18 protein-coding genes, 1 tRNA gene and 2 pseudogenes are annotated in these 25914 nt (G+C 32.2%); all 21 read right to left on the reverse strand.

Translation table 11 applies throughout. From position 1 onward, the window contains the following. Positions 1–61: 61 nt before the first annotated feature. Positions 62–355: a hypothetical protein gene (locus tag HF295_RS03235; protein WP_312032417.1), complete on the reverse strand. Its 294-nt coding sequence runs from the start codon at positions 353–355 to the stop codon at positions 62–64. A 1-nt stretch (position 356) separates the two neighbouring features. Further along, positions 357–1535 (reverse strand): glycine C-acetyltransferase, encoded by a 1179-nt coding sequence (locus HF295_RS03240; RefSeq protein ID WP_312032418.1) that lies wholly within the window; start codon positions 1533–1535, stop codon positions 357–359. Beyond that, positions 1528–2616, reverse strand: coding sequence for an L-threonine 3-dehydrogenase (tdh, locus tag HF295_RS03245; protein WP_312032419.1), 1089 nt, complete (start codon positions 2614–2616; stop codon positions 1528–1530). The genes HF295_RS03240 and tdh overlap by 8 nt, the downstream gene beginning before the upstream one ends. Before the next feature lie 110 nt (positions 2617–2726). Further along, complete coding sequence (locus tag HF295_RS03250) at positions 2727–3206, reverse strand: GyrI-like domain-containing protein (RefSeq protein ID WP_312032420.1); 480 nt, start codon at positions 3204–3206, stop codon at positions 2727–2729. Between the two features lie 132 nt (positions 3207–3338). Then, positions 3339–3412 (reverse strand) — tRNA-Gly (locus HF295_RS03255). 76 nt (positions 3413–3488) lie between these two features. Continuing rightward, complete coding sequence (locus HF295_RS03260) at positions 3489–4052, reverse strand: DUF2179 domain-containing protein (RefSeq protein WP_312032421.1); 564 nt, start codon at positions 4050–4052, stop codon at positions 3489–3491. Between the two features lie 104 nt (positions 4053–4156). After that, on the reverse strand, positions 4157–6118 hold the full coding sequence (locus tag HF295_RS03265) for an LTA synthase family protein (protein ID WP_312032422.1): 1962 nt from the start codon (positions 6116–6118) through the stop codon (positions 4157–4159). A gap of 45 nt (positions 6119–6163) precedes the next feature. Next, positions 6164–7582: an amidase family protein gene (locus tag HF295_RS03270; protein ID WP_312032423.1), complete on the reverse strand. Its 1419-nt coding sequence runs from the start codon at positions 7580–7582 to the stop codon at positions 6164–6166. Positions 7583–7589: 7 nt separating this feature from the next. Continuing rightward, positions 7590–8084 carry a gamma carbonic anhydrase family protein gene (locus HF295_RS03275; protein ID WP_312032424.1) on the reverse strand — a complete coding sequence of 165 codons (495 nt, stop codon included), beginning with the start codon at positions 8082–8084 and terminating at the stop codon, positions 7590–7592. A 1-nt stretch (position 8085) separates the two neighbouring features. Further along, the gene (locus HF295_RS03280) at positions 8086–9537 is read right to left on the reverse strand and encodes an NAD(P)H-hydrate dehydratase (RefSeq protein WP_312032425.1); all 1452 of its coding nucleotides are present in this window, start codon (positions 9535–9537) and stop codon (positions 8086–8088) included. Positions 9538–9661: 124 nt separating this feature from the next. Then, positions 9662–11644 (reverse strand): fructose-1,6-bisphosphatase, encoded by a 1983-nt coding sequence (locus HF295_RS03285; RefSeq protein WP_312032426.1) that lies wholly within the window; start codon positions 11642–11644, stop codon positions 9662–9664. 114 nt (positions 11645–11758) lie between these two features. After that, complete coding sequence (locus HF295_RS03290; RefSeq protein ID WP_312032427.1) at positions 11759–12049, reverse strand: encapsulin-associated ferritin-like protein; 291 nt, start codon at positions 12047–12049, stop codon at positions 11759–11761. A 114-nt stretch (positions 12050–12163) separates the two neighbouring features. Then, positions 12164–12526 (reverse strand): DUF3899 domain-containing protein, encoded by a 363-nt coding sequence (locus HF295_RS03295; protein ID WP_312032428.1) that lies wholly within the window; start codon positions 12524–12526, stop codon positions 12164–12166. Beyond that, positions 12526–13674 carry an ABC transporter ATP-binding protein gene (locus HF295_RS03300; RefSeq protein ID WP_312032429.1) on the reverse strand — a complete coding sequence of 383 codons (1149 nt, stop codon included), beginning with the start codon at positions 13672–13674 and terminating at the stop codon, positions 12526–12528. Before HF295_RS03300 ends, HF295_RS03295 begins: the two co-directional genes overlap by 1 nt. Continuing rightward, positions 13667–14539, reverse strand: a pseudogene (locus HF295_RS08730) (ABC transporter ATP-binding protein); the annotation flags it as partial. The pseudogene HF295_RS08730 and the gene HF295_RS03300, both read right to left, overlap by 8 nt. A 747-nt stretch (positions 14540–15286) precedes the next feature. Further along, positions 15287–15724 (reverse strand): annotated as a pseudogene (locus HF295_RS08710) (ATP-binding cassette domain-containing protein); the annotation flags it as partial. Beyond that, positions 15724–17958: an ABC transporter permease gene (locus tag HF295_RS03310; protein WP_312032431.1), complete on the reverse strand. Its 2235-nt coding sequence runs from the start codon at positions 17956–17958 to the stop codon at positions 15724–15726. The gene HF295_RS03310 and the pseudogene HF295_RS08710, both read right to left, overlap by 1 nt. Beyond that, positions 17958–18995: an ABC transporter permease gene (locus HF295_RS03315; protein ID WP_376739682.1), complete on the reverse strand. Its 1038-nt coding sequence runs from the start codon at positions 18993–18995 to the stop codon at positions 17958–17960. The genes HF295_RS03310 and HF295_RS03315 overlap by 1 nt, the downstream gene beginning before the upstream one ends. A gap of 301 nt (positions 18996–19296) precedes the next feature. Beyond that, positions 19297–22620, reverse strand: coding sequence for an ABC transporter substrate-binding protein (locus tag HF295_RS03320; protein ID WP_312032433.1), 3324 nt, complete (start codon positions 22618–22620; stop codon positions 19297–19299). Between the two features lie 268 nt (positions 22621–22888). Further along, positions 22889–25036 carry a S41 family peptidase gene (locus HF295_RS03325; RefSeq protein WP_312032434.1) on the reverse strand — a complete coding sequence of 716 codons (2148 nt, stop codon included), beginning with the start codon at positions 25034–25036 and terminating at the stop codon, positions 22889–22891. A gap of 92 nt (positions 25037–25128) precedes the next feature. Beyond that, positions 25129–25845 (reverse strand): class I SAM-dependent methyltransferase, encoded by a 717-nt coding sequence (locus tag HF295_RS03330; protein ID WP_312032435.1) that lies wholly within the window; start codon positions 25843–25845, stop codon positions 25129–25131. Positions 25846–25914 lie beyond the last annotated feature (69 nt).

The raw sequence follows: 25914 nt of genomic DNA on the forward strand, positions 1-25914 counted from the left end.
ATACCATAATTTTTATAAAACATGTAAAAAAATATTCAAAAAAAGGATGCAATAAACATCCTTAACTTGATATATTAATAATAATTATCCATAGGTCAATAGCCAACAAAATAAAAGCTATAAGATACCATTTTGTATAATCACCTTTATTCTTTTCATCATACAATTGATAGCCAATAAAATAAGAAATAATTCCTATAAAAATAATAATAATGTACTTAGAAAAAACATAAGGCTGATCATCTGTTGAATTAAATCTTAAAACAATATCATGCCCTAGATACAAAAGACTCATTAACATGAATAAAGCTGTTAATGCAACAAATGCATAAAAAATCTTGCGATGGGCAGGCATCTTAAATAATTTTTAATTCTTTGCCCACTTTTTCCATTGTTTCTACTGCAAAATCCAAATCTTCTTTAGTATGAGCTGCACTAATCATACAACGTAACCGTCCTGTGTTTTTAGGTACAGTAGGAAAAACAATGGCTGAAACAAAGACACCTTCTTCTAATAATCTCTTAGAAAATTTCATGGTTAAATCTTCTTTGCCAACCATAACAGGTGTAATTGGAGTTTCACTATGGCCAATATCAAAACCTAATTTTTCTAACTTGTTCTTAAAGTATCTTGCATTATCCCATAGCTGATCAGTATATTCAGTAGAATTCATCAGTAATTTAACGGATTGAATAATTGCGCCGATGGCTGCAGGTGGTAAAGCAGTTGAGAATAGTAAAGGACGTCCTCTATGTAAAAGCCATTCTTTAACCACTTTTTTACTAGCTACATAACCACCAATGACACCGATAGCTTTTGATAAAGTCCCAATGATAAAATCAACTTGACCATGCAAATGGAAATGATCAACTGTCCCACGTCCATTTTCGCCTAAAACACCAGATCCATGAGCATCATCAACATAAGTTAAACAATTATATTTCTTAGCTAATTCAACTATTTTCGGTAATTTTGCTAAGTCTCCATCCATTGAGAAAACACCATCAGTAATAATTAAAACATTATTGTAATCATCTCTTTTTTCTTTTAAGATACCTTCTAAATCTTCCATATCAGAGTGTTTATAAATAGCCTTATCCGCTCTCGATAAACGAACACCATCAATAATTGACGCATGATTTAATTCATCAGAAATAATTAAATCTCCCTTATTAACAATGGCTTGAATAGCACCAATATTACAGTTTAAACCTGATTGAAAAACAGTAACTGCTTCTTCTCGCTTAAATTCAGCTAATAAAACTTCTAACTCTTCAAGCGGTGCTTGATTTCCAACAATAGTTCTTACAGAACCTGTTCCAGCACCATATTTTTTTACTGCTTCAATCGCAGCTTCTTCAACCTGAGGATGAGTCGCTAGTCCTAAATAATTGTTAGAAGATAGATTAACAACTTCTTTTCCGTTTAAAGAAATTCGGTTATCACAAGGACCTTCATTAATAGGTAGGGTTCTGTATACCCCATCCTCTTTTAATTGTTCTACTTGTTTTTCTAAATACTTTAAATTATTCATCTATATCATCTCCTGGAATTAAAATTATTTTCCCACAATTTTTACCGTTCATCACTTCAGCAGCTTGGCTGATTTGACTTAATGGGAATTGATGAGTCACAAATTTATCAAAGTGTAATAAATCATTGGATACTAGATACTTGACCTTATCCCAAGTTTCATAAATTCTTCTTCCAACAACACCATAAATATTCAAACCTTTAAAAACAACATCATTGGCTAAATCTATAGAAATATTTTCGTTTGGCAATCCAAGCAATGACATACCACCACCAGCTTTTATATATTTAAAAGCCAATTCAATGGCACCCTTATTACCAGAAAAATCACATACTACATCAACACCCTTACCATGAGTTGCTTCCATAACTTTTTGATACACATCTTCATTGATTGGATTTATCACTAAATCAGCATCTAATTCTTTAGCTAAATTTTGTCTAAACTCATTGACCTCGATAGCGATAACCTGTTTAGCCCCATAAGCCTTTGCAACATCAATACCCATTAAACCTATTGGACCACACCCTAATATAACTACAGACTTATCTTTGACGTCAAAATGCGTCACAGTATGTACAGCATTCCCTAAAGGTTCTTGAACCGATAAATACAAGTCATTTTTTGCATCATTATTAACTATACAATTCGCTGCTGGTATTTTAATATATCTAGCGAAACAACCATCTCTATCAACACCTATAATCTCGGTATTTTCACAAATATGGCCTTCTCCCCTTAAACAAAACTCACATTCATTACAAATGATATGGGTTTCTGCACTAACAACATCACCAATTTTTAAACCCTTGACATCATCAGCCATTTTAATAATTTCACCTGAAAATTCATGTCCTACAATTAAAGGTAAATTTAAATGTGTCTCAGCCCAATGATCATAATTATAAATATGGGAATCTGTTCCGCAAAAAGAAACAGACTTTATCTTAATTAATACTTCTTGATCCTTTAAATCAGTCGAAATCTTAACTTTTTTGAAAACAAAACCTTTTTCTGGCTTTTCTTTAACAACAGCCATCATTTCTAATTCTTTAATGTGTTCATCCAATGCTTTTTTCATATGTGTCTCCCTTTAATTTCATTAAATTATCCATTCGTATTATAACATACCAAATAGTAAGATTTAAAGGCATTTTTCTTAAAAAAAAGAAAAAGCTGAAAGCCTTTTCTTTATTCCTCTAATTTAAATGATAAATACAATTTTTGATTATTAAAATGGCTACCACTTTCATCCTGATAATCTTCCACATGAAAGCCTAAATGAACATTTAAATCTTCATTTTCTACATACTTATAGACTTTCTTTATCTCATTCTTTAAATCTTTCTTATTAATTGGAAACATTATATATTTACCTTTAGGTAATTTTTTTGTGACTAAATTTTCTTCATCAACTTCCACTAGACCTTCAGTTTGAACCATGGCATAATAATCAACAGTTTTAGATTCCATAAAGTCAAAACGATATATTTCTAAACCTATGAATCTTAAAGGTGTTATCTTATTGGGAATTTCACTCATGTATAAATTTTCTAATTCTTCCCATAAACCTGGTAATTTAAGATGATCATCAGATCCGATTTTAAAACCACCTATCATTTCAATACCAGCATAATATCTTGTTTCAAAATCTTTCACTATATATTCCATATTTTCACCTCTTAAGAATATTATAACAAAGAAATAATAGATTTCAAATATGACAAATGAAGATTAATACTAATTTCATTAGTTTTTAAGTAATAAAAAAAGAGAAGATAATCTTCTCTTTCAAAATTCTCATGGAGCAAGCGAGGGGAATCGAACCCCCATTCTCTGCATGGCAAGCAGACGTTTTACCATTAAACTACACCTGCAAGTGCATGATTTCACGCACTATATATTTTATAATAATTGACAAATAAAATCAACCATTATTTCTTAAAAATTAGATTATTTTATTAACCTGCGCCACGGACTTACAAAACCACCACTGACCATAGATACATCATTGCTGACAACCAAGGCATCATCATCTGTTTCATTGATGAGTTTGACAATATTTAGTTTGTTCTTACGATTAGCGAATATCATAAGAACTTCTCTTTCTTTGTACTTGCCATAGGCATTAATGCTTGTGACTGCGTAACCTGCATCCCTTAAAGCATTGGTGACGTTTTTAGCTTCTTCTTTCATAATAATTGCTTGGATAAGTATCTTACCTACACCAATTTTATCTTCTATGATAGATCCTAAATAAACCCCAACCGCAAAACCTATACCATAATATATACCTTTTAAAGGCGCTTCAGTAATACCGTTAATAACTGATGATGCGATAAATACCCATAACAATATTTCAATAAGTGCTAAGATAGTTCCAGGTTTTCTCAAACCTTTTCCTATAAAAATGATTCTTAAAGTAGATATTGATACTTCTACAATCTTAGCCCCCAAAATTAATAATACTTCCCATAAGGGTACTGATGATAAAAATTCCCAAATTGTATCCCACATAAAAGACACCTCTTTCTTTATTTCCCTAATAAATTATACACTTATATAATAAATAATCAAGACAAATTACTTATTAAAAAACAGATAATAATTTTCCGTTTTTTTTACTCTTTTCTAGTCACTGTAGCGTCCATCCAAGTCTCAATCCACAATATTCTTTCTGCCAATCGATCAACACTAATTAAGAACTTATTAGCTTCTTTATTGTGATTTAAATCTATATTTTCTGGATAGTATATTTCGTTTTCACTATAGGTGAAAAAGTCAGAATTTAAAAAGGCAGTAATCTTATGAGAATAGAAAATAGATTCTATGTCTGTGAAAATAGATTCTCCTAAAGTAAAGTTTATATAATAAGGAATTCCTAATAAATGATAATAAGTAGGTAAAAGATCATAAGTAGAAATGAATTTATCCACTTGAGTATCTTCTTCAGGATTATTAGCTAAATAAGCTTGAGTTAATTTAGGATTATAAATCGAGAAAAAAGTTTTATAGATATAAGGATAATGAACCTCACCCATTTGAACATCATTAATTCTTAAATGCATTTGATGGTAAAACAAATTATGGTCTCCATACAAAACAATAAGTGTATCATCTAATATACCTTCAGCTTCTAAAGCATCCAATAAAATACCTAAAGCTACATCAAAGTCCATCATGGCTGCTTGATAATAACGCATTCTACCTGGATCCTCTGGATCCACAGAATCATCCATAATATTGACCCAATCGCCATTTGCTTCTGCTTGATCAATTTGATCAAAATATCCTAATTCAGTAAACTTTTGTAGATTGTTTTTTCCTCTAACTGACGGATAATTTCTATTGTAAGGACCATGGGCTACTAAAGTGGTCCAATAATAATAAAAAGGCTCTCCATCATCTTCAGTAAACATATAATCTAACATGCGTTCCATGGTTCGAGAATCCAAAGTATAGTCTCCGCCCCAACCATATATTTTTTCATCAGGGAAAAAATCTTCATGATAATAACCTTCTTCAAAACCTAAAGCTGGTGTAAGTTCAGTTCGACTATAAAAGCTTGATAAATTTTCATGAAAATAAACCGTACGATAACCTTGTCTATTTAAAACATTAGGCATTGAATATGAAAAATCATAATCAAAGAACTTAGTCATGATACCATCGTTAGGATAATGACCTAAAATACCAATGGTTTCTGAAACCACAGTTTTATTTTCCGCATGGTGATTAGGGAAAAACAAACCTTCAGTTGTCATTTTGTATAGATTAGGGGTTAAAACCGGGTTAACCGCAAAACTTTGTCCGCTTTCAATCATAATCGTAATGACATTCATTCCTTCTAACAGCCCTGCATAAGGAATTTCTAAATCAGATTCATCAAAATCATTGGGATCTTCTAAAACCAATTGTTCTTTTAAGTCATTTATATCGATATCATCATTAGCTGAAAACAACAAAGAATCTATTTCTTTAACATAAAAACCCATCATACCATATTTCTTTATTGAACTTCTTTTAAATAATGAAACGTTGGTAGCATCGTTGTATTCCCTATAAGAAGGTAGAACTACATTGAGGGTAAATAACAATACAATAAGAGAAACAACAAGTATAGGAAAGGTTTTAATTAAATAAAAAGGACTTCTTAAATAAGGTTTAAAGAATAACTTACTTACATAGGCTAAAGTAATTCCATAAAGCAAAAAAACAGCTAGAATAGCAACAATTGAATCCCAATGTAAGAAATCAGCCACAAATACATTTGCTGCCTCATCAGCGTATAATAAATGCATCACTGAGAATATTTCTCCATTCAACTCATAATTCATGGTATTGTTAACCAAGGCTAATAAACCAGCAATAAATATAAAAAATGATAAATAGAATATACTAGTCTTATGCTTCTTAAAAATTAAGGATAGGGATGCAAAAACAGTCATCACCAATAAATCCACTAACCAAAATTTAGGAAAGAATCCTAATTTTAACCATGTGAACATCATCATTTCTATTAATATATAAAATATCAAAAAAATGCCTAAAAGTATTAATTTTTCTTTGAATAATCTTTTCATGTAACTACCTCTTCTAGTAATAAAACTATATTGAATAATAATTGACTAACGTATGTGATCTAAATCTGGGCTTAACCGTTTGTTACTTTCTTTTTCATAATGATAAGCAATATTTAATAATACATCATCTTTAAAAGTCCTACCATTGAAAAACAATGATTTGGGATTGTCATCCTTCAAAGCCTTAGCCACTACAGCTACCACAGGATGTCCTGCAATAGGCGCATATGAAGTTCTCTTGACTGATGTGATACAGTCTAAATCATAGTCATTCATTAACTTACAAAGTAATGAAGCCTTCTCTAAATTCTCTTGATACTTTTCATGATATTCTTTTTCTTTTAAGGTGCCTGAAGTTGCTTGAGCGGCTTCAAAAATAGATTGACCATATTTCATTCTTTTTTCAGGGTCTTTTCTATTAAACTCAATAATATCTTTTAAAGAATGAACTTTATAATCCTTCATATAAAGATTTAAGAAGTGATTCAAATCAACCTTAAAATCATAAATCAAAGTATCAAAATTAGCAATAGATTGAGCTTCAACTTCAAGTTCTAAAACATCAGCCCCCAAAATCCTAAAAATCTGTTTTGCATGATTTTCTATTTCTATTTCTTCTTCACTATAAGAAATATTGGTGAACTTAATAAAACCAATTTTTTTATCATCAATAGGTGCTTTTAAATTCTTAGTAAATTCAAAGACATGATCCTTAACTTGATGAGTCGCTAAATCTTCTTGATCATAATCCACTATCACATTCATGACTTCAGCCAAATCTTCAACGGTTCTTGCCATTGGTCCAGCAATATCTTGATGATGAGATATAGGAATAATACCACTTCTTGATACCAAGCCCATGGAAGGTTTTATGGTTTGAATAGAGTTCATTAAGGCAGGCGCAGTCAATGAACCATTGGTCTCTGTTCCAATAGAAAATGGAACAAAATTACAAGCTACTGAAACAGCTGAACCAGTTGAAGATCCTAAAGGGTCAATATTCTTACTGTAAGGATTTTTAACCTGACCAGAATAACCACCATAGCCCGAAGGCATGTCATCAAAGCTCATAAAATAAGCAAATTCCGATAAATTAGCCTTTCCTAAAATAATAGCTCCAGCCTGTCTAAGTTTTTTTACAATGAAAGCATCTTCACTACCATAATAGTCTTCAAGCACTATAGAACCAGCCCTTGTATGCATTTTATCTTTTGTTAAAATATTGTCTTTAATAAGCAAAGGAATTCCATGAAGTTTTGATCGTGGACCCTTCATCTTTCTTTCAAGGTCTAAGTTTCTTGCTAAATCATAAAGGTCTGGATTGATTTCACCAACAGCGTTTATCTTTGGCCCAGACTGATCATATTGATTAATTCTATCAAGATACATTTCCACCAAATCTAATGATGTCATTTCACCCTTATTAAGCAAGTCATACAACTCATTGATAGTATATTCTTTCATATAAACCTCACTTTGAATATTTATTGGCTAAATCTATATAGAGTTTGGAATTATTAATATTGGCTTGAATTTCTTCATCGGTCAACTCCCTAACAATTCTCATAGGGTTACCCATGACCAAATGTCTTGGAGGAACTTTTTTTCTTGGTGGTACCACTGTGCCAGCTGCGACCATGGCATAATCACCAATTTCACAATGGTCTAAAAGAATAGAACCCATCCCAATCAAAGCATAGTCCCCAACACTACAAGCATGAACAATGGCTGAATGCCCTACCGTGACATACTTACCTATTGTCGTCGGTGCATTGGTGTTGGTATGAACCACTGCATTATCTTGGATATTGGTGCCTTCTTTTATGTGAATTGGACACATATCACCACGAATACTGGCATGAAACCAAACATTCACATTTTTTTCTAGTTTAACTTGTCCAACAATTTGACCCCCTATGTTTTTAACACTTGGATCTAATTGTGGAATTGTATCTAAATATTTCATATTATCCTCTTTTCAAAACATTAGCTATTTCATGAATAATATCACTAGCAATCATTGAAACCTGACCATATTTATCTCTAGCCAATCCAGCAGCTTTAGAATGTAAAAGAACGCCTTTGATAGCTGCACTAATTGGTGAGTTATCAACCAAATAAGAAGCTATAGTCCCCGTTAAAACATCACCTGAACCCGCAGTCGCAAGACCAGGATTCTTCGATTGGTATAAATAGATATGTTTTTTATTTGCGATAACATTTGTTTGACCTTTTAGAATTAAAGTAATATTTTTATCAACGATTTCTTTGATATATTTAAAGGGGTGATGCTCAACCTCATCTACACCCACTGAAAACAAATCACTGAATTCTTTTTCATGAGGTGTAAGAATCATATTCGGGTTCTTAACTTCATCTAAATTAAGAAATTTTAATCCCCCACCATCAATGACAGACTTAATTTGAGAATCATTGATTTTTTGATAGATTTTCTTATAGTCTTCGTGCTTAGGGTTTAATCCAGGACCAAAAACAATAGAATCAACCTTTGTTATATCTATAGGATCATTAATATCTTCATAAATAACCTCTAAATGCCTAGCAACAGGGTTTTCCTGAATTACATGAGCAATACCCATACCAGACCTTAAAGCAGCTAAAACTGACAAATTGATGGCGCCAGGCATGGTCTTTGAGCCACCTATAAAATAACCTAAACCGTAATTATACTTATAAGAATTATGATTACGCTTCTTAGGTTCAATGCTAAAGTCTTCATCAAAAATCAATTTAACCATTACATCATGTTTTTTGACCAAACCAATATCTAAGACCTTAATTTGTCCGTGATAGTCTAATGCATCATTAATAATATTACCATACTTATAAAAACCAACGATCCCTGTATAGTTTGCTTTAATGGCTTCATTAAATAACAAACCATTATTGGGATGAATTCCTGTAGGAATATCGACCGAATAGACTATTTTTTCTAAACCATTGATATATCTAACTAAATCTAAATAAAATCCATCTAAGGGACGGCTTAAACCTATACCAATAATTGCATCCACAATATATTTAGAGGAAACCAAAGCTTTTTGAACATCCATATCCGTTTCTTTAGTTAAAAAGAATATTTTTGTTTCCTTATTGACCATTTCAAAAAAATACTTATAAGCTTGTGATGCTTGATCTAATCTACCGATAATAACCATTTTTGGTTTAAATCCATGTTTTATAAGCTCAAGGTACATGACCAAGCCATCTCCACCATTATGACCAACACTTGATACGATAGAAATTGTATCATGAATTTCCGGTCTTGCTCTTTCTAGAAAGTCTTCAGTCAACTCTAAGCCAGCTTGTTTCATAAGGTCAATTTCACTAAGTTTTAATTCCTTTAAAGTTAAAGCTTCCAAATCTTTCATCTCTTGGACAGATAAAACAGCTTCCATCATACACACTCCTAAATTAAATATATCATTATTTATAAAATATTCTTGATATGTAAAAACTAGATAATATAAGATTTTTACCTACTAATCCCAATCAATATTATAACACATGTAATGTGATATTTCATTGATTAGATGGATCAACCGTCCACGAATCTTTAATTGAAACAATCTCACCTTCACGATAAGCATTTAGCAACTCAAACAGATCATTGATTCTTGATTTAAGTTCTTCACCCTTATTGGTATCGTATATATAGGTTCTTCTAGGGTTTATTTCTTCAGATCGCGTTACCGAGAATATATCTTTCTCTTTTTCTATAAGTTCTTTATAAGTATTGAATCTTTCATGAGATACTAAAAAATAAGCATAAGAGTCTGAAATCAAACTATAACCAGCAAAACTTGTTTCATTAGAGTATTGTTTACTCATTCCACCATCAATATTATAGATACGTTTATTGGCCAAAACAACCCCATCACCCTTGGTAATATCTAGGGGTACATGACCATTAATGATTTTAGATTTTTGTGGATTCAAAGAAAACACATCATATATTTTTTGAAGAATTTCTTCGTTCTCTCTCAAGGTAAAATAAGGGTTTTTCACTTCCTTATGTAATGACTTATCTTTTAAAAAATACCTTTCAAAGGTTTTCATGGCTGATTTGGCAAATAAAGGTGAATATTTCCCTTGCCATAAGTACATAAAATAGTCTTCTTCGTGGTCTATTTCATCATAACGATGATAATATGCACTACGAACTAATTTATCAAAACGATCTAATAAGTCTCTACCTGAATAAGAACGTCCCTCTATATCCATTGAGGCAAAATCACCATTATCTTTGAATGGTATGGCAGCGTGAAATAATAAATTGTGATTATATATTAAATACATTCTTCCTTTATCTATTAAGTATTTTGCATGAGATTGAATCATTTCATTATGTAGTACTAAGCGCTTTAAGTGTTTTATCACATTCATTTCATCATCATTCAACCGATAAGGATCTTTTGGATTAATTGTAGGGAAATGTTGGTCTATTAACTTATAATTTTGATTATTTAAAGAAAGTGTGTTATTTTTATAATCTATCTTGTCCAATAACAATCTATCATCCATCTCAAATTCAGGATGCCTTTTAATGATAGTAGCTTCTAACTTAAATTGAATGATAGATATGGCTTTATGTATTCTTGCAATAAAAGATAAGTCTTCTAAACTATTAATAGTTGATGAATCCTTAGGATAAAAAATCTCACATGGGTCATGTCGATAATATTTATCAGCTAATCTAGCTAGAGGCAATAAGTTTATACCATATCCATCTTCAAAAGTATCTAAATTATTATATCTAGCAGCGATTCTAATCATATTGGCAATCATGACTTCAGACCCACAAGCAGCTCCCAAGAAAACGATGTCGTGATTTCCCCATTGGATATCTACGTTTTTCATTCGTAAGAGTTTTTCCATAATCATATGAGGTTTAGGACCCCGATCAAAAATATCACCAACAATATGCCATTGGTCAATAGCCATGTTACGAATAAACCTAGATAATTCAAGTATAAATTTATTTTCTCTCTTGGTTTTAAAAATAGCCGAAATAATAGCATCATAATACTTATTCTTATCCTCATTATTTCTTGATTCATAGATGAGCTCTTGAATAATATAAGAGAATTCTTTTGGCAAACTCTTGCCTACTTTAGATTTGGTATATTTACTGACAATATTCTTAGCTAGCTGAACCATATAATAAAGTTGATTTTCAATCAAGGTTTGATAGTCTTCTTTTGACAAAGAATTTTGATACTTATCAAGCATGTCTGTAGGATAATAGATAAAAAAAGCCACCTGATTTTTCTTTTTATCAGATAGATCAGGGAATAATTGATCTATTTTTTCTTTAATGATACCTGAGGCATTTTTTAAGTAATGATTAAAGGCATCATACTCTCCATGAATATCTGTAATAAAGACCTCTGTACCCTTAGGCAAATTCAATATGGCTGAAAGGTTGATCAATTCAGTAGATACAGCTTGAACAGATGGAAAATCTTTACTTAATAACTCTAAATATTTATTTTGATATGGCATAATTTACCTCACTTTCACAATCAATTCTATTCTATCAAATGTTTAATGCTTTAACAATCCAATCAAAAAAAATAAGGACTATTTAAGAAAAATAGTCCTTATCTTTTTGTAAATTTACTCACCGTGATGACCAGCGATATCTCCTTCTTTAAATAAATTATCTTTTAACTCATCAGATAATTCAGGGATTCTTCTTCTTAACCATTCTAGAGTCATGGCAGCATGTTCCATTTCTTCATCACGATTGTGCTTTAAAATTGCTTTTAACTCAGGATCTGACGCAACATCCATTCTTTGGTTGTACCAGTCTACAGCTTCAAACTCTTCAATAAGCGATTTAAAAGCTCTTGTTAAGTCTCTAGTTTCTTTTGATAAATGTTCATAAGGTTCATGATATTGATTCATATAATCTCCTCCTATAATTTGTTTTCTACCTCATTATAACATGTTTTAAGCACGTTTTAAAGGTCCTCACATGAATCTCAAAAAAATAACAGGCAGATGAACTGCCTGTTATCATTAAAACATATGACTAAATCTTTCTATAAAATCAGCTAAGACTATGGAAACGATCACAAGGGTTATTCCAGAGAATAACAATGGATATCCCATGACTCTATCCCTTTTCTCTTCTTTTAAAAGAAGATACTCATAATAAGATATGCCCTCAACTTTTTTTGTAAACATTTTTCTCAAGACATAACCCATGCCTCTAAACATTTTAGTGGCCCCTGAAGCTGTCAGCAAACCAAAGCTAAACATAACAACCCCTACAGTAAACATTGTATCCTGGACTAAATTTTTATGGTCATCTAATACTTGAACCAATACAAATATTAATAGACCAGCAACCACTAAATCAATAAAATACTTTTTTATCATTATTTAAGTACTTTTTTATACTCCGCAATTTCTTCATCGTTCGCCAAGACCCAATGGTCTTTTTTGATTTCTTGAAGTTTTGGTGGAGACTGAACATAGTCATGCATTCTTGGGTCATATACGATTCTTTTTCTAGTTTTTTCATATCTTGGGTCAGGCTGTGGAACAGCAGATAACAATGATTTTGTGTATGGATGTAAAGGATTTAAGAATAACTCATCTGCATCCGCTAACTCAACCAAATTACCATAATACATAACCCCAATACGATCACTAAAATATTTAATAACTGAAAGGTCATGAGCAATAAACATAATAGTAATGCCAAGACGCTCTCTTAAGTCATTTAATAAATTGATAACCTGAGCTTGAATAGAAACATCAAGCGCAGAAATCGGTTCATCAGCAATGATGAATTCTGGGTTAACAATAAGGGCACGCGCAATACCGATACGTTGTCTTTGTCCACCTGAGAACTCATGTGGGTAACGACTAGCATGTTCAGGTAATAAACCAACAGTTTCAAGAACTTTATTCACTTCGTCATTAATTACACGTGGATCTTTGATCCCAGAGATTCTTAATCCTTCAGCAATAATTTCTTTAACTGTCATACGAGGATTTAATGATGCAATTGGATCTTGGAAAATCATTTGCATTTTTTTCATTAACTCGTAATTTGCATCTAACTCTTTTTTCTTACGTTCAATTTCAGCTTTTTCTTTTTCAATAGCAGCATCTCTTTCAGCCTTAACTTCTTTGATTAACTCATCAGTTTTAATCTTTAAAGTTTCTTTATCAGCATCAGATGCTTCTGTCAATTCAGCTTTTAACGTTTTAATTTTATCTTTGGCTATTTGTTTAGCACGCTTAATAGCTTCTTTGTTTTCTTTATAACCAGCAGAGATTAAATTCCCTAAGAAATAAACTTCTCCGTCAGTTGGCTCATATAATTTAATGATTGAGCGGCCAGTGGTCGTTTTTCCACACCCTGACTCACCAACCAAACCAAATACTTCACCCTTATAAATATCGAAACTAACGCCATCAACTGCTTTAACAACCAATTTATTCTTTCCAATACCAGAAGTGAAATGTTGTTTAAGATTTTTAACACTTAATACTGGTGTTTCATCTTTTCTACCCATTTGCTTTCACTCCTTCTTTATCTAAATTAAGCATACGTTCAATTCTGTTTTTAACGATTTCAGGCATTTCCACTTTCGGTGCATCTTTATGTAATAACCAAGTTGCTGCCTCATGTGTGTCACTCACTCTAAACATAGGCGGTTGTTTTTCAAAATCAATTTTCATTGCATATGAATTTCTATCCGCAAATGCATCACCCTTAGGTGGGAATAACATATTTGGTGGAGTACCAGGAATAGCTATAAGTCTTTCTTTTGTGTTAATATCAGGCATTGATGATAATAAAGCCCAAGTATATGGGTGTTTAGGATCATAGAAGACATCTTCAGCAGTTCCTAATTCAACAATCTTACCTGCGTACATAACAGCAATTCTATCAGCCATATTTGCAACAACACCAAGGTCATGAGTAATAAAGATAACTGATAAGTTTCTCTCACGTTTTAAATCATTGATCAATTCAAGGATTTGAGCTTGGATAGTCACATCTAGTGCAGTTGTAGGTTCATCACAAATCAAGACATCTGGATTAGCAGTTAAAGCGATAGCGATAACGATTCTTTGTCTCATACCTCCAGAAAATTGGAATGGATATTGTCTAAATCTTTTCTCAGGTTGTGGAATACCAACCTCAGTCATAATTTTAATTGCACGTTCTTTAGCTTCAGACTTAGTAACCTTTTTAACTCGGTTAAGTTCTTCTTTAATTTCACTAATTTGATGTTTAAAATAATTTTTTTCAATTTTTACATCATTTTTTGCTTTTTTAATTTCAATATTAAGTTCATTCAAATCAAACTTATATTGATTCTTAACTCGATCTTTTTCTCTTGTAGTAACAGCTTCAGCAAGTTTTTCTTCAAAATCTGCTTTTAATTCATCTTTCTTAGCCAATAATTGACTTAAGATAACTTCTTTGTCAGCAATTTGCTTTTCTCTACCCTCAGATGTTTGAGCTTGAGCTTTAACCTTAGCAATTTTTTCTTTTGCTTTAGCTTTTTCATCAGCCCATTCTTTAGCTATAACTTCTTTAGCATTCTTTCTTGCACTTAAAAATTCAGCCTTAGCAGGTCCAATTTTTGCATTTAACTCAGCCATATTATCTTCATAATTGTATAGAGTTTCATGATAAATTGATACTTCAGCTAGTTTTTCTTTTAAAGCATCAGGATCAGAATATTGAGATTTTACTTCACTAATCTTTTTATTTACATCAGCGCGCTCAGCTTTTTTAGATGTAATAAATTCAGAAATTTTTTGTGCTTTTTCTTCTTTTAATTTAGCTTTTTCAGTAACCATTTCTGCCTTAAAGTTGACTATATCATTTTTGATTTTCTCAATATTTTGCAAATGTTGGTCAATTTTAGCTTGAATAGAAGCTTTTTCAGCTTCATTTTGAGCTTCATTTAAAGATTTCTTAGCAGATGCCATATCTAACTTGTTAAATTTAATTTGATTTTTTGCATCAAATATATTGAATTCAGTTTGTTTTTTTAGTTCATCAATCTTACGATCAAATTCATTTCTTATATCTCTAACACCGAATCTTACAGCATTTTTGTAATTCTTCTTGAATGTTTTAAAATCTTCATTTAAAGCTTTTTTATCGTTTAATAACTCATGATAAATATTCTTTTGAGTTTTGTACATATTTTTTTCTTTGTTCTTAAGTCTTTTACCATTTAATATCATACCTTCAGTAATTTGTTTACCAATACGCATGATAGGGTTTAAAGAAGACATAGGATCTTGGAAAATCATCCCAATTTTATTACCACGTAACTCATGGAAATGTTCTTCGTCAACCTTTGTTAAATCTTGTCCTTCATAAATGATTTTTCCTGATTTAATGAATCCATTTGAAGCAAGAATACCCATGATTGTACGGCTAGATACTGATTTGCCAGATCCTGATTCACCAACAATTGCTAGTGTTTCGCCTTCGTATAAATCAAAGTTAATGCCTCTAACAGCATGTACCAAGCCTTGATTTGTTCTGAATGAAACAGCTAAATTCTCAACATGTAATTTTAAGTTTTTCTTTTCCATTATTCAGACCCCCTCAACGCTGGATTAAATGCATCTCTTAATGCGTTACCAAACATATTGAAAGTAATCATCAATATAGAAATGATAATCGCAGGGAAAATAGTTAAATGAGGATAATTTTGTAATTTATTACGTCCATCATTTAGTAAAACCCCAATAGAAACACCAGATAATGTTAATTTATCAATACCAAATAAAGTAAGTTTTTGACCATGTCCGATACCAAATCCTAAGTAAGATAAAGTTGCTTCACTAAAGATAACAGTCGGAATTAATAGAATACTTGAAGTAATAATAGTACCAATACCATTAGGTAAGATATGTCTGAAGATCAAACGTCCATCTTTTGCCCCTAAAGTTCTTGATGCTAATACATATTCACGGCCTTTATATCTATAGAACTGAGTACGAGTTACTGAAGATACACCAATCCAACCAGATACAATCAAGATTAGAATTAAGGATGTAAATCCTGCCTCGAAATAAGCCATAAAGATTGATAAAGTTACTAACCATGGAATACGACCTACGATTTCAGCAAAACGTTGCATAATAATATCTACTTGGCCACCATAGTAACCAGAAATCGCACCATAAACAACACCGATAGCAATATTAATAATTGAAACAAATAAACCAATTAATAATGAAGTTTTTAATCCAATCCAAATAAGGTTGAACATATCATAACCAGCTGCACTTGTTCCAAAGAAATAATATGGTAACTCATCATATCCAGCATAAACTCTATAGTTCAAATAAACATTATATGTATAGAATGTACCTTTACCAGGAACAACAACTGCATCATCATCATTACGTTGAATTAATTGATAAATTGCACAGTCATCATTAAATCTAACATCTGCTTTATGAACTTCAGGATCAAATAAAGTACCATCTTCTAAAGTACATCCTTGAGTTTCAGCTAAGAATTCACTACCAGGATGTCCTTCACGATAAACAGGACCAAAGGCTCTAGCGTAAGCATCTACTGTGTAAGCAGCAGTTAATCTTTGACCGTCTATTCTTAAAATATTACCTTCAAACATATAAGTTGATACTTCATTTCTAGTAACAAGAATATCTGTTGCCAACCTAAATTGTGATAATGGGAATCCTTCAGCGTATACTAAGTAATTAGATTCAGGACCTTGATCACCCAATGGATTTCCACCTGATAAAGCAGAAATTTTAAATGAATCTAAAACTCCAGAGTCTAAAGTGTTTGATTCATAAGCAATAACCACACGATATTTTTGAGTACCGAAAGTTAATTCTGGATGATTCGCTATATCTACTGTAAATAAACCAGTTTCAGGATCATAAGAATCATACATAGTCTCGTCAGATGAATCAAATACTAAAACCATTGCTAATTCACTAGTTGGAACATTTTGTTGTTGAATTTGGAAATAAACTTTGAAAGCAGCGCTTTTATCAATAATATTTTCGTTTAAAGGATGACTTTCAGTAATGTCTAATTCAATTTTAACTTCACTAGGGAACCAAATTCCTGTCAAAGTTTGAATTTGATATGTTTGAGTTGGATTTCCTTCGCCATCAATACCATCTGTTAAGACAGAAGTGTAAGCACCAACAGGTGTTCCAGTTTTTTGTTTTGAAAACTGAACAAATCCACCTTCACAAGTAACTTCTCTATCTGTACAAGGAACATAATAATTAGTTAATGTACCCTTTTCAATAAATTCAGAAATTTCACCTGTAGGTAAATATAGGATGTCAGGATGAGGATTAAATTGATAAGTTCCATCCTCATTCATGATAGCGTCAATAGGATTTCCTTGATCATCTAAAATAAAATTACCTTGAGCATCAATGTAAAAACCATCTAAATCAATATAAGGATTAGCATATGATGCAGGATTGTCTTCATATGAAGCTGTACCATCAGCAATTCCTAATTTGTCTAATAAAGGAATTCTTGGTGGCAAATATGATATTTGTGAGTCAATTTGATCGTTTTGAATTGGATCAGCTTTTGGATCCAATGCAGGTATTACAACAGATAAAAGAATCAATAAAGCCAAAATGGTTGTAGCAACAACATTTGTTTTATTTCTAACAAAACGAATCATTGCATCTTTAAAATAACCTATTGGTTTAGTTTGAAACTTTTTATCATAAATTTTATCTTCTTTTTGGACGAACTGAAATTGACTTTTGTCAAAATCTTGTTCAACTTTTTTAATGTTTTTTTCGTTGTCAGCCATTATTTCTTCGCCCCCATTCTAATTCTAGGATCGACTATACCATAAGATAAGTCAACTAATAATACAGCAAATAGAGAAATGATTGTATAGAATGCAGTTGTACCTACAGCTAAATTATAATCATATTCACCTCTGGTAATCGCTTTAATATAAACCCTACCAGTTCCTGGAATACCATAAATTAACTCAATAACAACAGATCCACTTAATAAACCAACAAAAGACCCAATAATTCCAGGTACTAATGGAACTAATGAATTTCTCATAGCATGTCTAATTACTGCTTGATTTTTTGTTAAACCTTTAGTTCTAGCTAGCAATAAAAACTCTGAAGTTAATACTTCTGTTAATTCCGCCCTAGTAAAACGAGTTAAACTAGCAATAGCTCCGAAGGAAAGCCCCATAACCGGTAAAATCATACTGGCGACTTGTTTTCCAAAGTCGGCCTGACTGGATACGAACTGTGTTGGCACCCATTCTAATGAATAACCAAACAGCATAAGTAAGAATGTCATAGTAACAAAACTCGGTATGGAGATAAAAATCATAACCGTCAATGAAATGGCATTGTCTGTCACACTATTCTTTTTCAAGGCAGCTAAAATTCCTAATCCAAATCCAATTGGAATATAAAAGAATAAAGCCACTAGATTTAATCTTAATGTTACAGGAATTCTTTCTTTCAAAATATCAAAAACCGGTGTACCAAATGAGTATTTTGTTGAAGTTCCCCAATCCCATTCTGTAAGAATATCTTTGACCCAAATATAGTATTGTTTAGATACTGGTACAGGTTCAAAAACCGTAATCACTGGATTACGTTTATCTCTTAGATATGCAGTTTTGCCTGTTTCATTCATTTCGTTATTTTTGATTGCTGTAACGATGTCAGCATTCTCTTCAGTATACTTGGTCATGTAACCTCGATTAAACTGTTGAGTATAATAAATTTCTTTTTGATTCGTATCTTGTGGTGGATATTCTGGCGCACTTTTGATTAGCACATAGTTTAAAGTCAAAATAATAGACAAAACCACGAATATCCATACAGTACGTACGAGTATATATCTTATCATTCGCTATTTTTATGCCCTTGGACATAAACTCCTTTCCGTAATATGAATATAACCTCTATCTAACAATAGAAAAAATGATTGGTTGCATTTGCTCTATTGTTAATAGAGCTTAATCGTCTAAGTAAAAAATAAATTCCATAAAAAAAATATGCTTTTTACAAAAATTTAAAGATACAGCAAACCACCACACCGAAGCATGATGGTTTGCATGCGTATCTTTAATCAAATATTAAGTTTAAATGTAATATTTTAATTTTTGCTATTATGCAGGTGTAGCTGTTGTTACTACATCAGCATACATGTAGTACAATACGTATTCGTCTGTGAATCCTTCATTAGTATCGAATGTAATGTAGTATTCAGTTTCAGCTGTTAAGCCTGTAATTGTTACAACATTTGCATTAATAGTAATTGTAGCTGTTGTTACTTCTGTATCATCTGCAGCTAAGAATAATTGCACTGATCCAGCTAAGAATTCTCTAGCAGCGTTGTCACGAACATCTAATGTAACTGTAGCTGTAGTATCTGTAGTTTCAACAGTTCTTACGAACTTACCTGAGTATTGCCATGTAGAAGTCATGAATGGTTCTTCATTTTCTCCAGAAGCTAAGTCATATTTAATAATGATTTGATAATCATATGGATATGCTTGAGTTCCAGTGATTGTAATTGTATCTGAAGTAGCAGGAATATCTTCTAAGCCATTGTATACGTAATATTCTTCACTATCTTGTCCATATTCTTCAATTGTGTAAGTAATGTTAGTGTAAGCAGTATTGTTGAATTCGTCAATTCTGAATGTGAATTCTGTAGGAAGAATTTCAGTAAACTCAGGACTTGGAGCTAATGCTTCTTCACCATCTTGAATATATTTTTGACCATTTAAGATAGATGTAATGGCATTGAATGACCACATTTCATAGTGAGCATAAGATTCAACGATATTACCATTAGCGTCATAGTCATGAGTTACATATTTAACAGGGATTTCAGCAGTTGAAGTGTCAATACCCCAGTTAAGAGTAAATCCACCACGGTTGTCATCAGCGAATACATCTAAGAATGATGCAGCGTCTAATGTAGAACCAGAAATACCACCGATTGAAAGGTCAAAGTTACCAGTCATCATGTATTCATAATAAATACCAGGGAAGTCTTTAGGTTCAACGTTAATAACAACATTAACATCTAATCCATAATGGATGAATGTAGATTCGAAAGTAGCTTTAATGTATTGTCCAAGTAATGTTTGTGCTTCAGAACCAGAGAATACATAGAAATCTAATTCGATTGTATCGCCTTCAGCATAAACGCCGTCAGCAACTAATTTTTCAATAGCTAATTCCCAATATGCGATAGCAGCATCTTTATTGTAACCATTTTGTCCAGGTGCTAAACCTTCACCTACTGTTTGCCCTTGCGGTGTTTGACGGTATGGTACACCTTCTTCAGCTTCTACTAAATAAGCATCTGAGAATAAGTACATTTGTGTTTGGCTTGTTTTAAGAACTGTTTCAGCTAAATATTTTCTGTCAATAGCAAAGAATAATGCCATTTTGAAATCATCATTAGCTAATAATGGTTCTGGAACCCAAGTTGATCCTGGGAATTGTTCTTGTTGAGCAGTTACTGTACCTAATCCATTAATCATCATTCTGAATGTAGTTGCCCCAGGTATACGTTTTAAACCAGGATGGTTTTTGTAATCATCATAGTTTTCAGTTGGTAATGAAACAGATTCTAATTTACCAGCTTCGAATTCTTGGAATCTAATTGCAGCATCAGGAATAATTTGTATTTCATATCCAGTATAGAAATATTCATCTGGACTATGATAATTAGTGTTTTCTTTATAAACTAAAGTTTTGTCTGCTTCATAATAATCTACATAGTATGCACCATGATAAGCAATTGTTGTATTAGAAGTACCATAAGTACCGCCGTCGTCAACGTCACCTAATTCTTCATACATTTCTAATTGGATAGGGGTCATAACAAATGAAGACATGAAGTATCTTACGTTCCATTCTGATTGTTCATTTAAGAATTCAAATTGGAAAGTATAGTCATCAATTAATTTAATACCAACATTAGCCCAGTTTGCTTCTGTAGGATCATCTGCGAACGCTTCAGCGCCAACAAGGCCTGTAGTTTCGTTTAAGAAGTCTCCACCACCAGAAACAGCGCGGAACCAGTTGTTTGTTAAAGCTAATTTGAATGTTTCAACAAAATCTTCTGCATCAATAGTAGTATCTGTGATATATGAAATATCAGTGTCAGGATGGAAGAACCATTCTAAATCTTGTCTAACTTCAAAGTTCCATTTAGTTGAAACTTCTTTACCTGTTGGAGTAATATTTGAATCAACAGGGATTGGGTTAGATGCCATCATAGATGGAACAACTTCATAACCAGTTTTTTCTGCATTGAAATGGTAAGCATATGGAGCATCCATATAGATTCCCATGTAATCAGAGTCTGTTGAAGTATCATATAACCATTGGTTCCAAGTTACAGGGTTAGTAGTATTAGCAGTACGATAAGTGTATTCACCAACGTTTCCTGGTTCACCATCCGCCATTAATACTGTAGAGTCATCAGCTGACATAGTTGCAAATCCTGTACCATATCCCATTACTGGAATGTATGCGTCCACAGGTAACTGAAGTCTTGGTGAGTATAATGCGAATCCACCATTAGCGAATAGAGGAACACCACCATACATATTGTTCATCAAGAATTTTTCAGCTGCAGCCATGAAAGTATGTCTAACTTCTGAAGTTTGGAATTTATAGTTATAAAGACCAGTTGGATAAGTTGGATCTTCTGGGAATTGTAATTCTGTAGTTGGAGTTTCAGTAGTTTCATATTCTTCAAGAAGAATTGCACCTAACCAACGTTGTCCGTTCACTAAAGCAAATACTACTCTGTATTCACCAGGAACAAACACTACAGGGTTGTCATTCCAGTTTCCTGTTCCTAATTCAGGATCATAGCTTGAAGAAGCTGGATCGATATAATTAGGTATGAATAAAGTTTCTGGAGTCAAGTTATAAACTTGTCCACTCTCAGGAGATGGAGCCCACCAAGTAGGAATTGCTTCGCCATCCATCATTTGGATACGAGCAAATTTAAGTGTTAAATTACCGTCGAAAGTAGTTTCAGTTCCGTCAATTGTATATGTAACGTCCCATCCAGCACCTTCAGCTGGTAATATCACGTCGATGCTATATAATAATGTAGCATCTTGAATTTGAGAACTTACCTCAGCTAATTCTGGGTCACTTACTCTTGTAGCTTCAAATTTATATTGAGCTACTCCGAAAGCGTCAGCCCAACCAGCAAAGTTACCAGTTACATAATAATCATAAGTTGGATCTTCCAAAATAGGATCAGTTTCATCTGTAGTTGGTTCATCAGTTGGAGCTTGAGTTGGTTCTTCAGTAGGCGCTTCTGTTGGTTCTTCAGTAGGCGCTTCTGTTGTTGTTGGAGCATCTGTTGGCTCTAACGTTGTTTCGTCTCCATTACATGCAGCGATTCCAACAAATAGAAAAGCTGCTAACAAAAACATTAATAATTTTTTCAATTTTTTTCTCCTCTCTTTTCTTTAAAATATTACATTTTTCTTATATATAAATCCATCTTCCTCCATCAATTAAGATTTTTATGGAATCGAATGAAATATATAACTGTCTAAAAATCTAAATAATATAGAAAGTTAGACATCGAAAAGTGTTAAGTAATTATATCATATAAAATTTTTCGTGTAAAGTTGTCTTTTTAAAAATTTCACCAATAATAATCATTCTCGATGTCTATTTTACTATCTTTATCTATTTCGGTATAGGATGTATTTACTCGGTTTGAGCTTTATGTTCGTTAATTGCGTTGATCAATTGATCATCACTTGCAACGTTACTTAAGAAATAATCAACTGGAACACCCGATTCAACAGATACATATTGATAACCATCAATTTCGTTTCCTATTCTAGTACTTAAAACATTATTGGTAGAAATCATGACTGCTGATCCATCTGGAGTGATAAATGCACCAATACTTGACGCTCCACCACTTGATTGTTGTCCAATCACAGGTATTCCTAACTCTTTTGCCATTGATGCAAACATATTGGCTGCACTAAAGGTTACTGAAGAAGTTAAGACATACCAATTATAATCGTATGCTACATAATCACTTTCTATATAATATGTCACAGCTGATCCATCTGCTGGATTTTGCGAATGATAATTATATTGTTCCTCTGTCATATAACCAAAGATTCTCATTACAGCACCAATGTTACCACCAGTATTATATGACAAATCAATAACTACATCTTCAACTGTTTCAGGCAAAGCATCTAAAGTAGCTTTAAAGGCATCAGGACTATCGATAGTAAATCCAGTGATATGGATGACCGCAACAGTATCATCATTTATTAAACTGTATTCTGGCAAATCATCGTCAGTATATCCACCAAATTTAGCTGTTAATAAATCTTGGACAGCCCATAAACCTTCATAGAAAGCTGTTGTTTCTGGCCCTAAATCACTTATTGATATTCCCGACATAGTTCTCGCATCATAATACCCATAAAATACATGTGATGTATGTAAGTCATCCATACCATACATGAAACCGAATATTTTATTGTATAAGTTGTTATCGGTACCAGTAATAATTGACTTCATAGATGCATATAATCTTTCATAATATGTATCATAATTCTTATCAGGTTTCAATCCATAGAAGTAATCCATAATTAATGCTAAAGAATTATAAGTTGCCAATTTAACTTCAACAGACATTTCTTTATTATTATATGAACTTTCGTGGATTAAATTAATAGTTTCTTCATTACCTGAACTTAAATCAAAAGTATCAACACCATAAATCATGTCACCATTGAAATAAGCTTGATAATAAATATCACTCATAAAGATAATATTTAAAGCATGCAATGGCATTAAATGAACTGTAGTTTCTCCATCGAGATAATTTACTAGATCTATATTATAGAATCCTAAATCAATAATGACTTCTTGTCCATCTACATAATCTACATCCACATAATTTAAACCTTCACCATAATTTGATTCAGTTGAAGCAACATAGCCAGCAAAGAAATCAAAATTATCTACTCTTAAAGTATTATCAGTGAAATTAAGATGTGCAGAATACACTTCAACAACATCTTCTTGTAAGATATCATCAAAATACTCATATGTATACTCGATCTTCATGATGTCTTCAGCTTCCATAGTGAAAGTCAATAACTCAGGTTCAATTGCCCCTTCCATCATGGTAAAGAATGTTTCTACATCAATATAAGGTAGTTCACCCCCTTGAGTAAAGTATAAGGCTACATCTGTTTGATCTGTTACAACATATTCTGTTGATGTACCAACAAAATCAAACAGTCTTTTTTCTGCAATTTCAACTTCAGGATATGGCTCGACAGTAAATTCAAATTCCTTAGAAGCTGAATAAGCTCCAGCTTGTGCTCTTACAGTTAAGGTCACAAGTGCAGGATCTGAACCTACAGGTGGGTTATTTACAAAACCATCAGCTGTTATAATATAAGGATTGCTTGTACGCCATGAAAATTGCACTGACCAGTCTGCACTAGCCTTCGGTAATTTAGCTCCAGCAATCAAATCTGCTAAAGTAAGATTTATAGCCGCCAATTCAGAGTCGACTTTAGCTATATTTGGATCCTCAGTTTGCTCCTCTGTTGTCGGTTCTTCTGTTGTTGGTTCCTCTGTTGTTGGTTCTTCTGTTGTTGGTTCTTCTGTTGTTGGTTCCTCTGTTGTTGGTTCTTGAGTAGGAACTTGAGTCGTTGGTTCTTCTGTAGGCGCTTGAGTTGGTTCTTCTGTTGGTGCTTCAGTCACTTGAACTGTTGTAGGTTCTTCAGTAACATCAATAGTACCTTCACCATCACAAGCAACAATACCAACAAACAAGAAAGCTGCCAGAATAAACATTAATAATTTTTTCATTTTTCCTCCTTTTAGTAATAATAAAACTATTTTTATAGATTATATAATGAAATTGCCTAAATAACAATAACTTCTTTAAACAATTTATTGAATTATTGCTTTTTTAAGACAACACATATGGTTGTTGCATAACTAAAACCATTTTCTTGTAAATAATCTTTAATTGCTATTGCTTCTTCTTTATATTGTTCAAATTTAGGACTGTCTTTCACATTCTTCAATAAACCATCCACAAGTCTGTATAAATCTTCTAATGTAATTTCTTCATCAAAGGATTTTGTTTCCAATTCCCATATAGCGTCTACAGGCAACGGGGAATACATTTCAATGGCTTGCATAACATTTTCTTTTGAAAAAATTTGCGAATGTACTTTATTCAACTCGTGATCTATTTTCGCTGCAAATGAATGCAATAACTGATGAGATATTTGCTTTTCTGATAAATCATTAGAAGATATTAATTCACTAAGAATTATAATGCCACCTGGTTTTAACATCTCTACCATTTGATTAAACATTGATTTGATATCTTTAATATGATGTAAAGTGTTTGATAAAGATATGATATCAAAACTGTTTTTTGGAAAAGTAGTTTCTAAAACATCTAAATCCATCCATTTGATTTTCGGATTGTTTTCGAATGCACTTTCGTCCATTTCTAAAAGATAATCGACAATATCAATGCCGATTATTTCCGAATAATCTTGGTAGACATAATCAATCATAGCAATAAAATCACCCTTGCCAGTTCCTATATCTAATATCCTAGGATTTTCATATTGACTTAAATAAGATTTTAATTCTTTCATGCCTCACTCCTTATCACTTATTATACATATTTTATCTTATTTGTGTTAAGATATAAGAAATTAATTGAA

The organism is Hujiaoplasma nucleasis (assembly GCF_013745115.1).
Lineage (GTDB): Bacteria > Bacillota_I > Bacilli_A > Izemoplasmatales > Hujiaoplasmataceae > Hujiaoplasma > Hujiaoplasma nucleasis.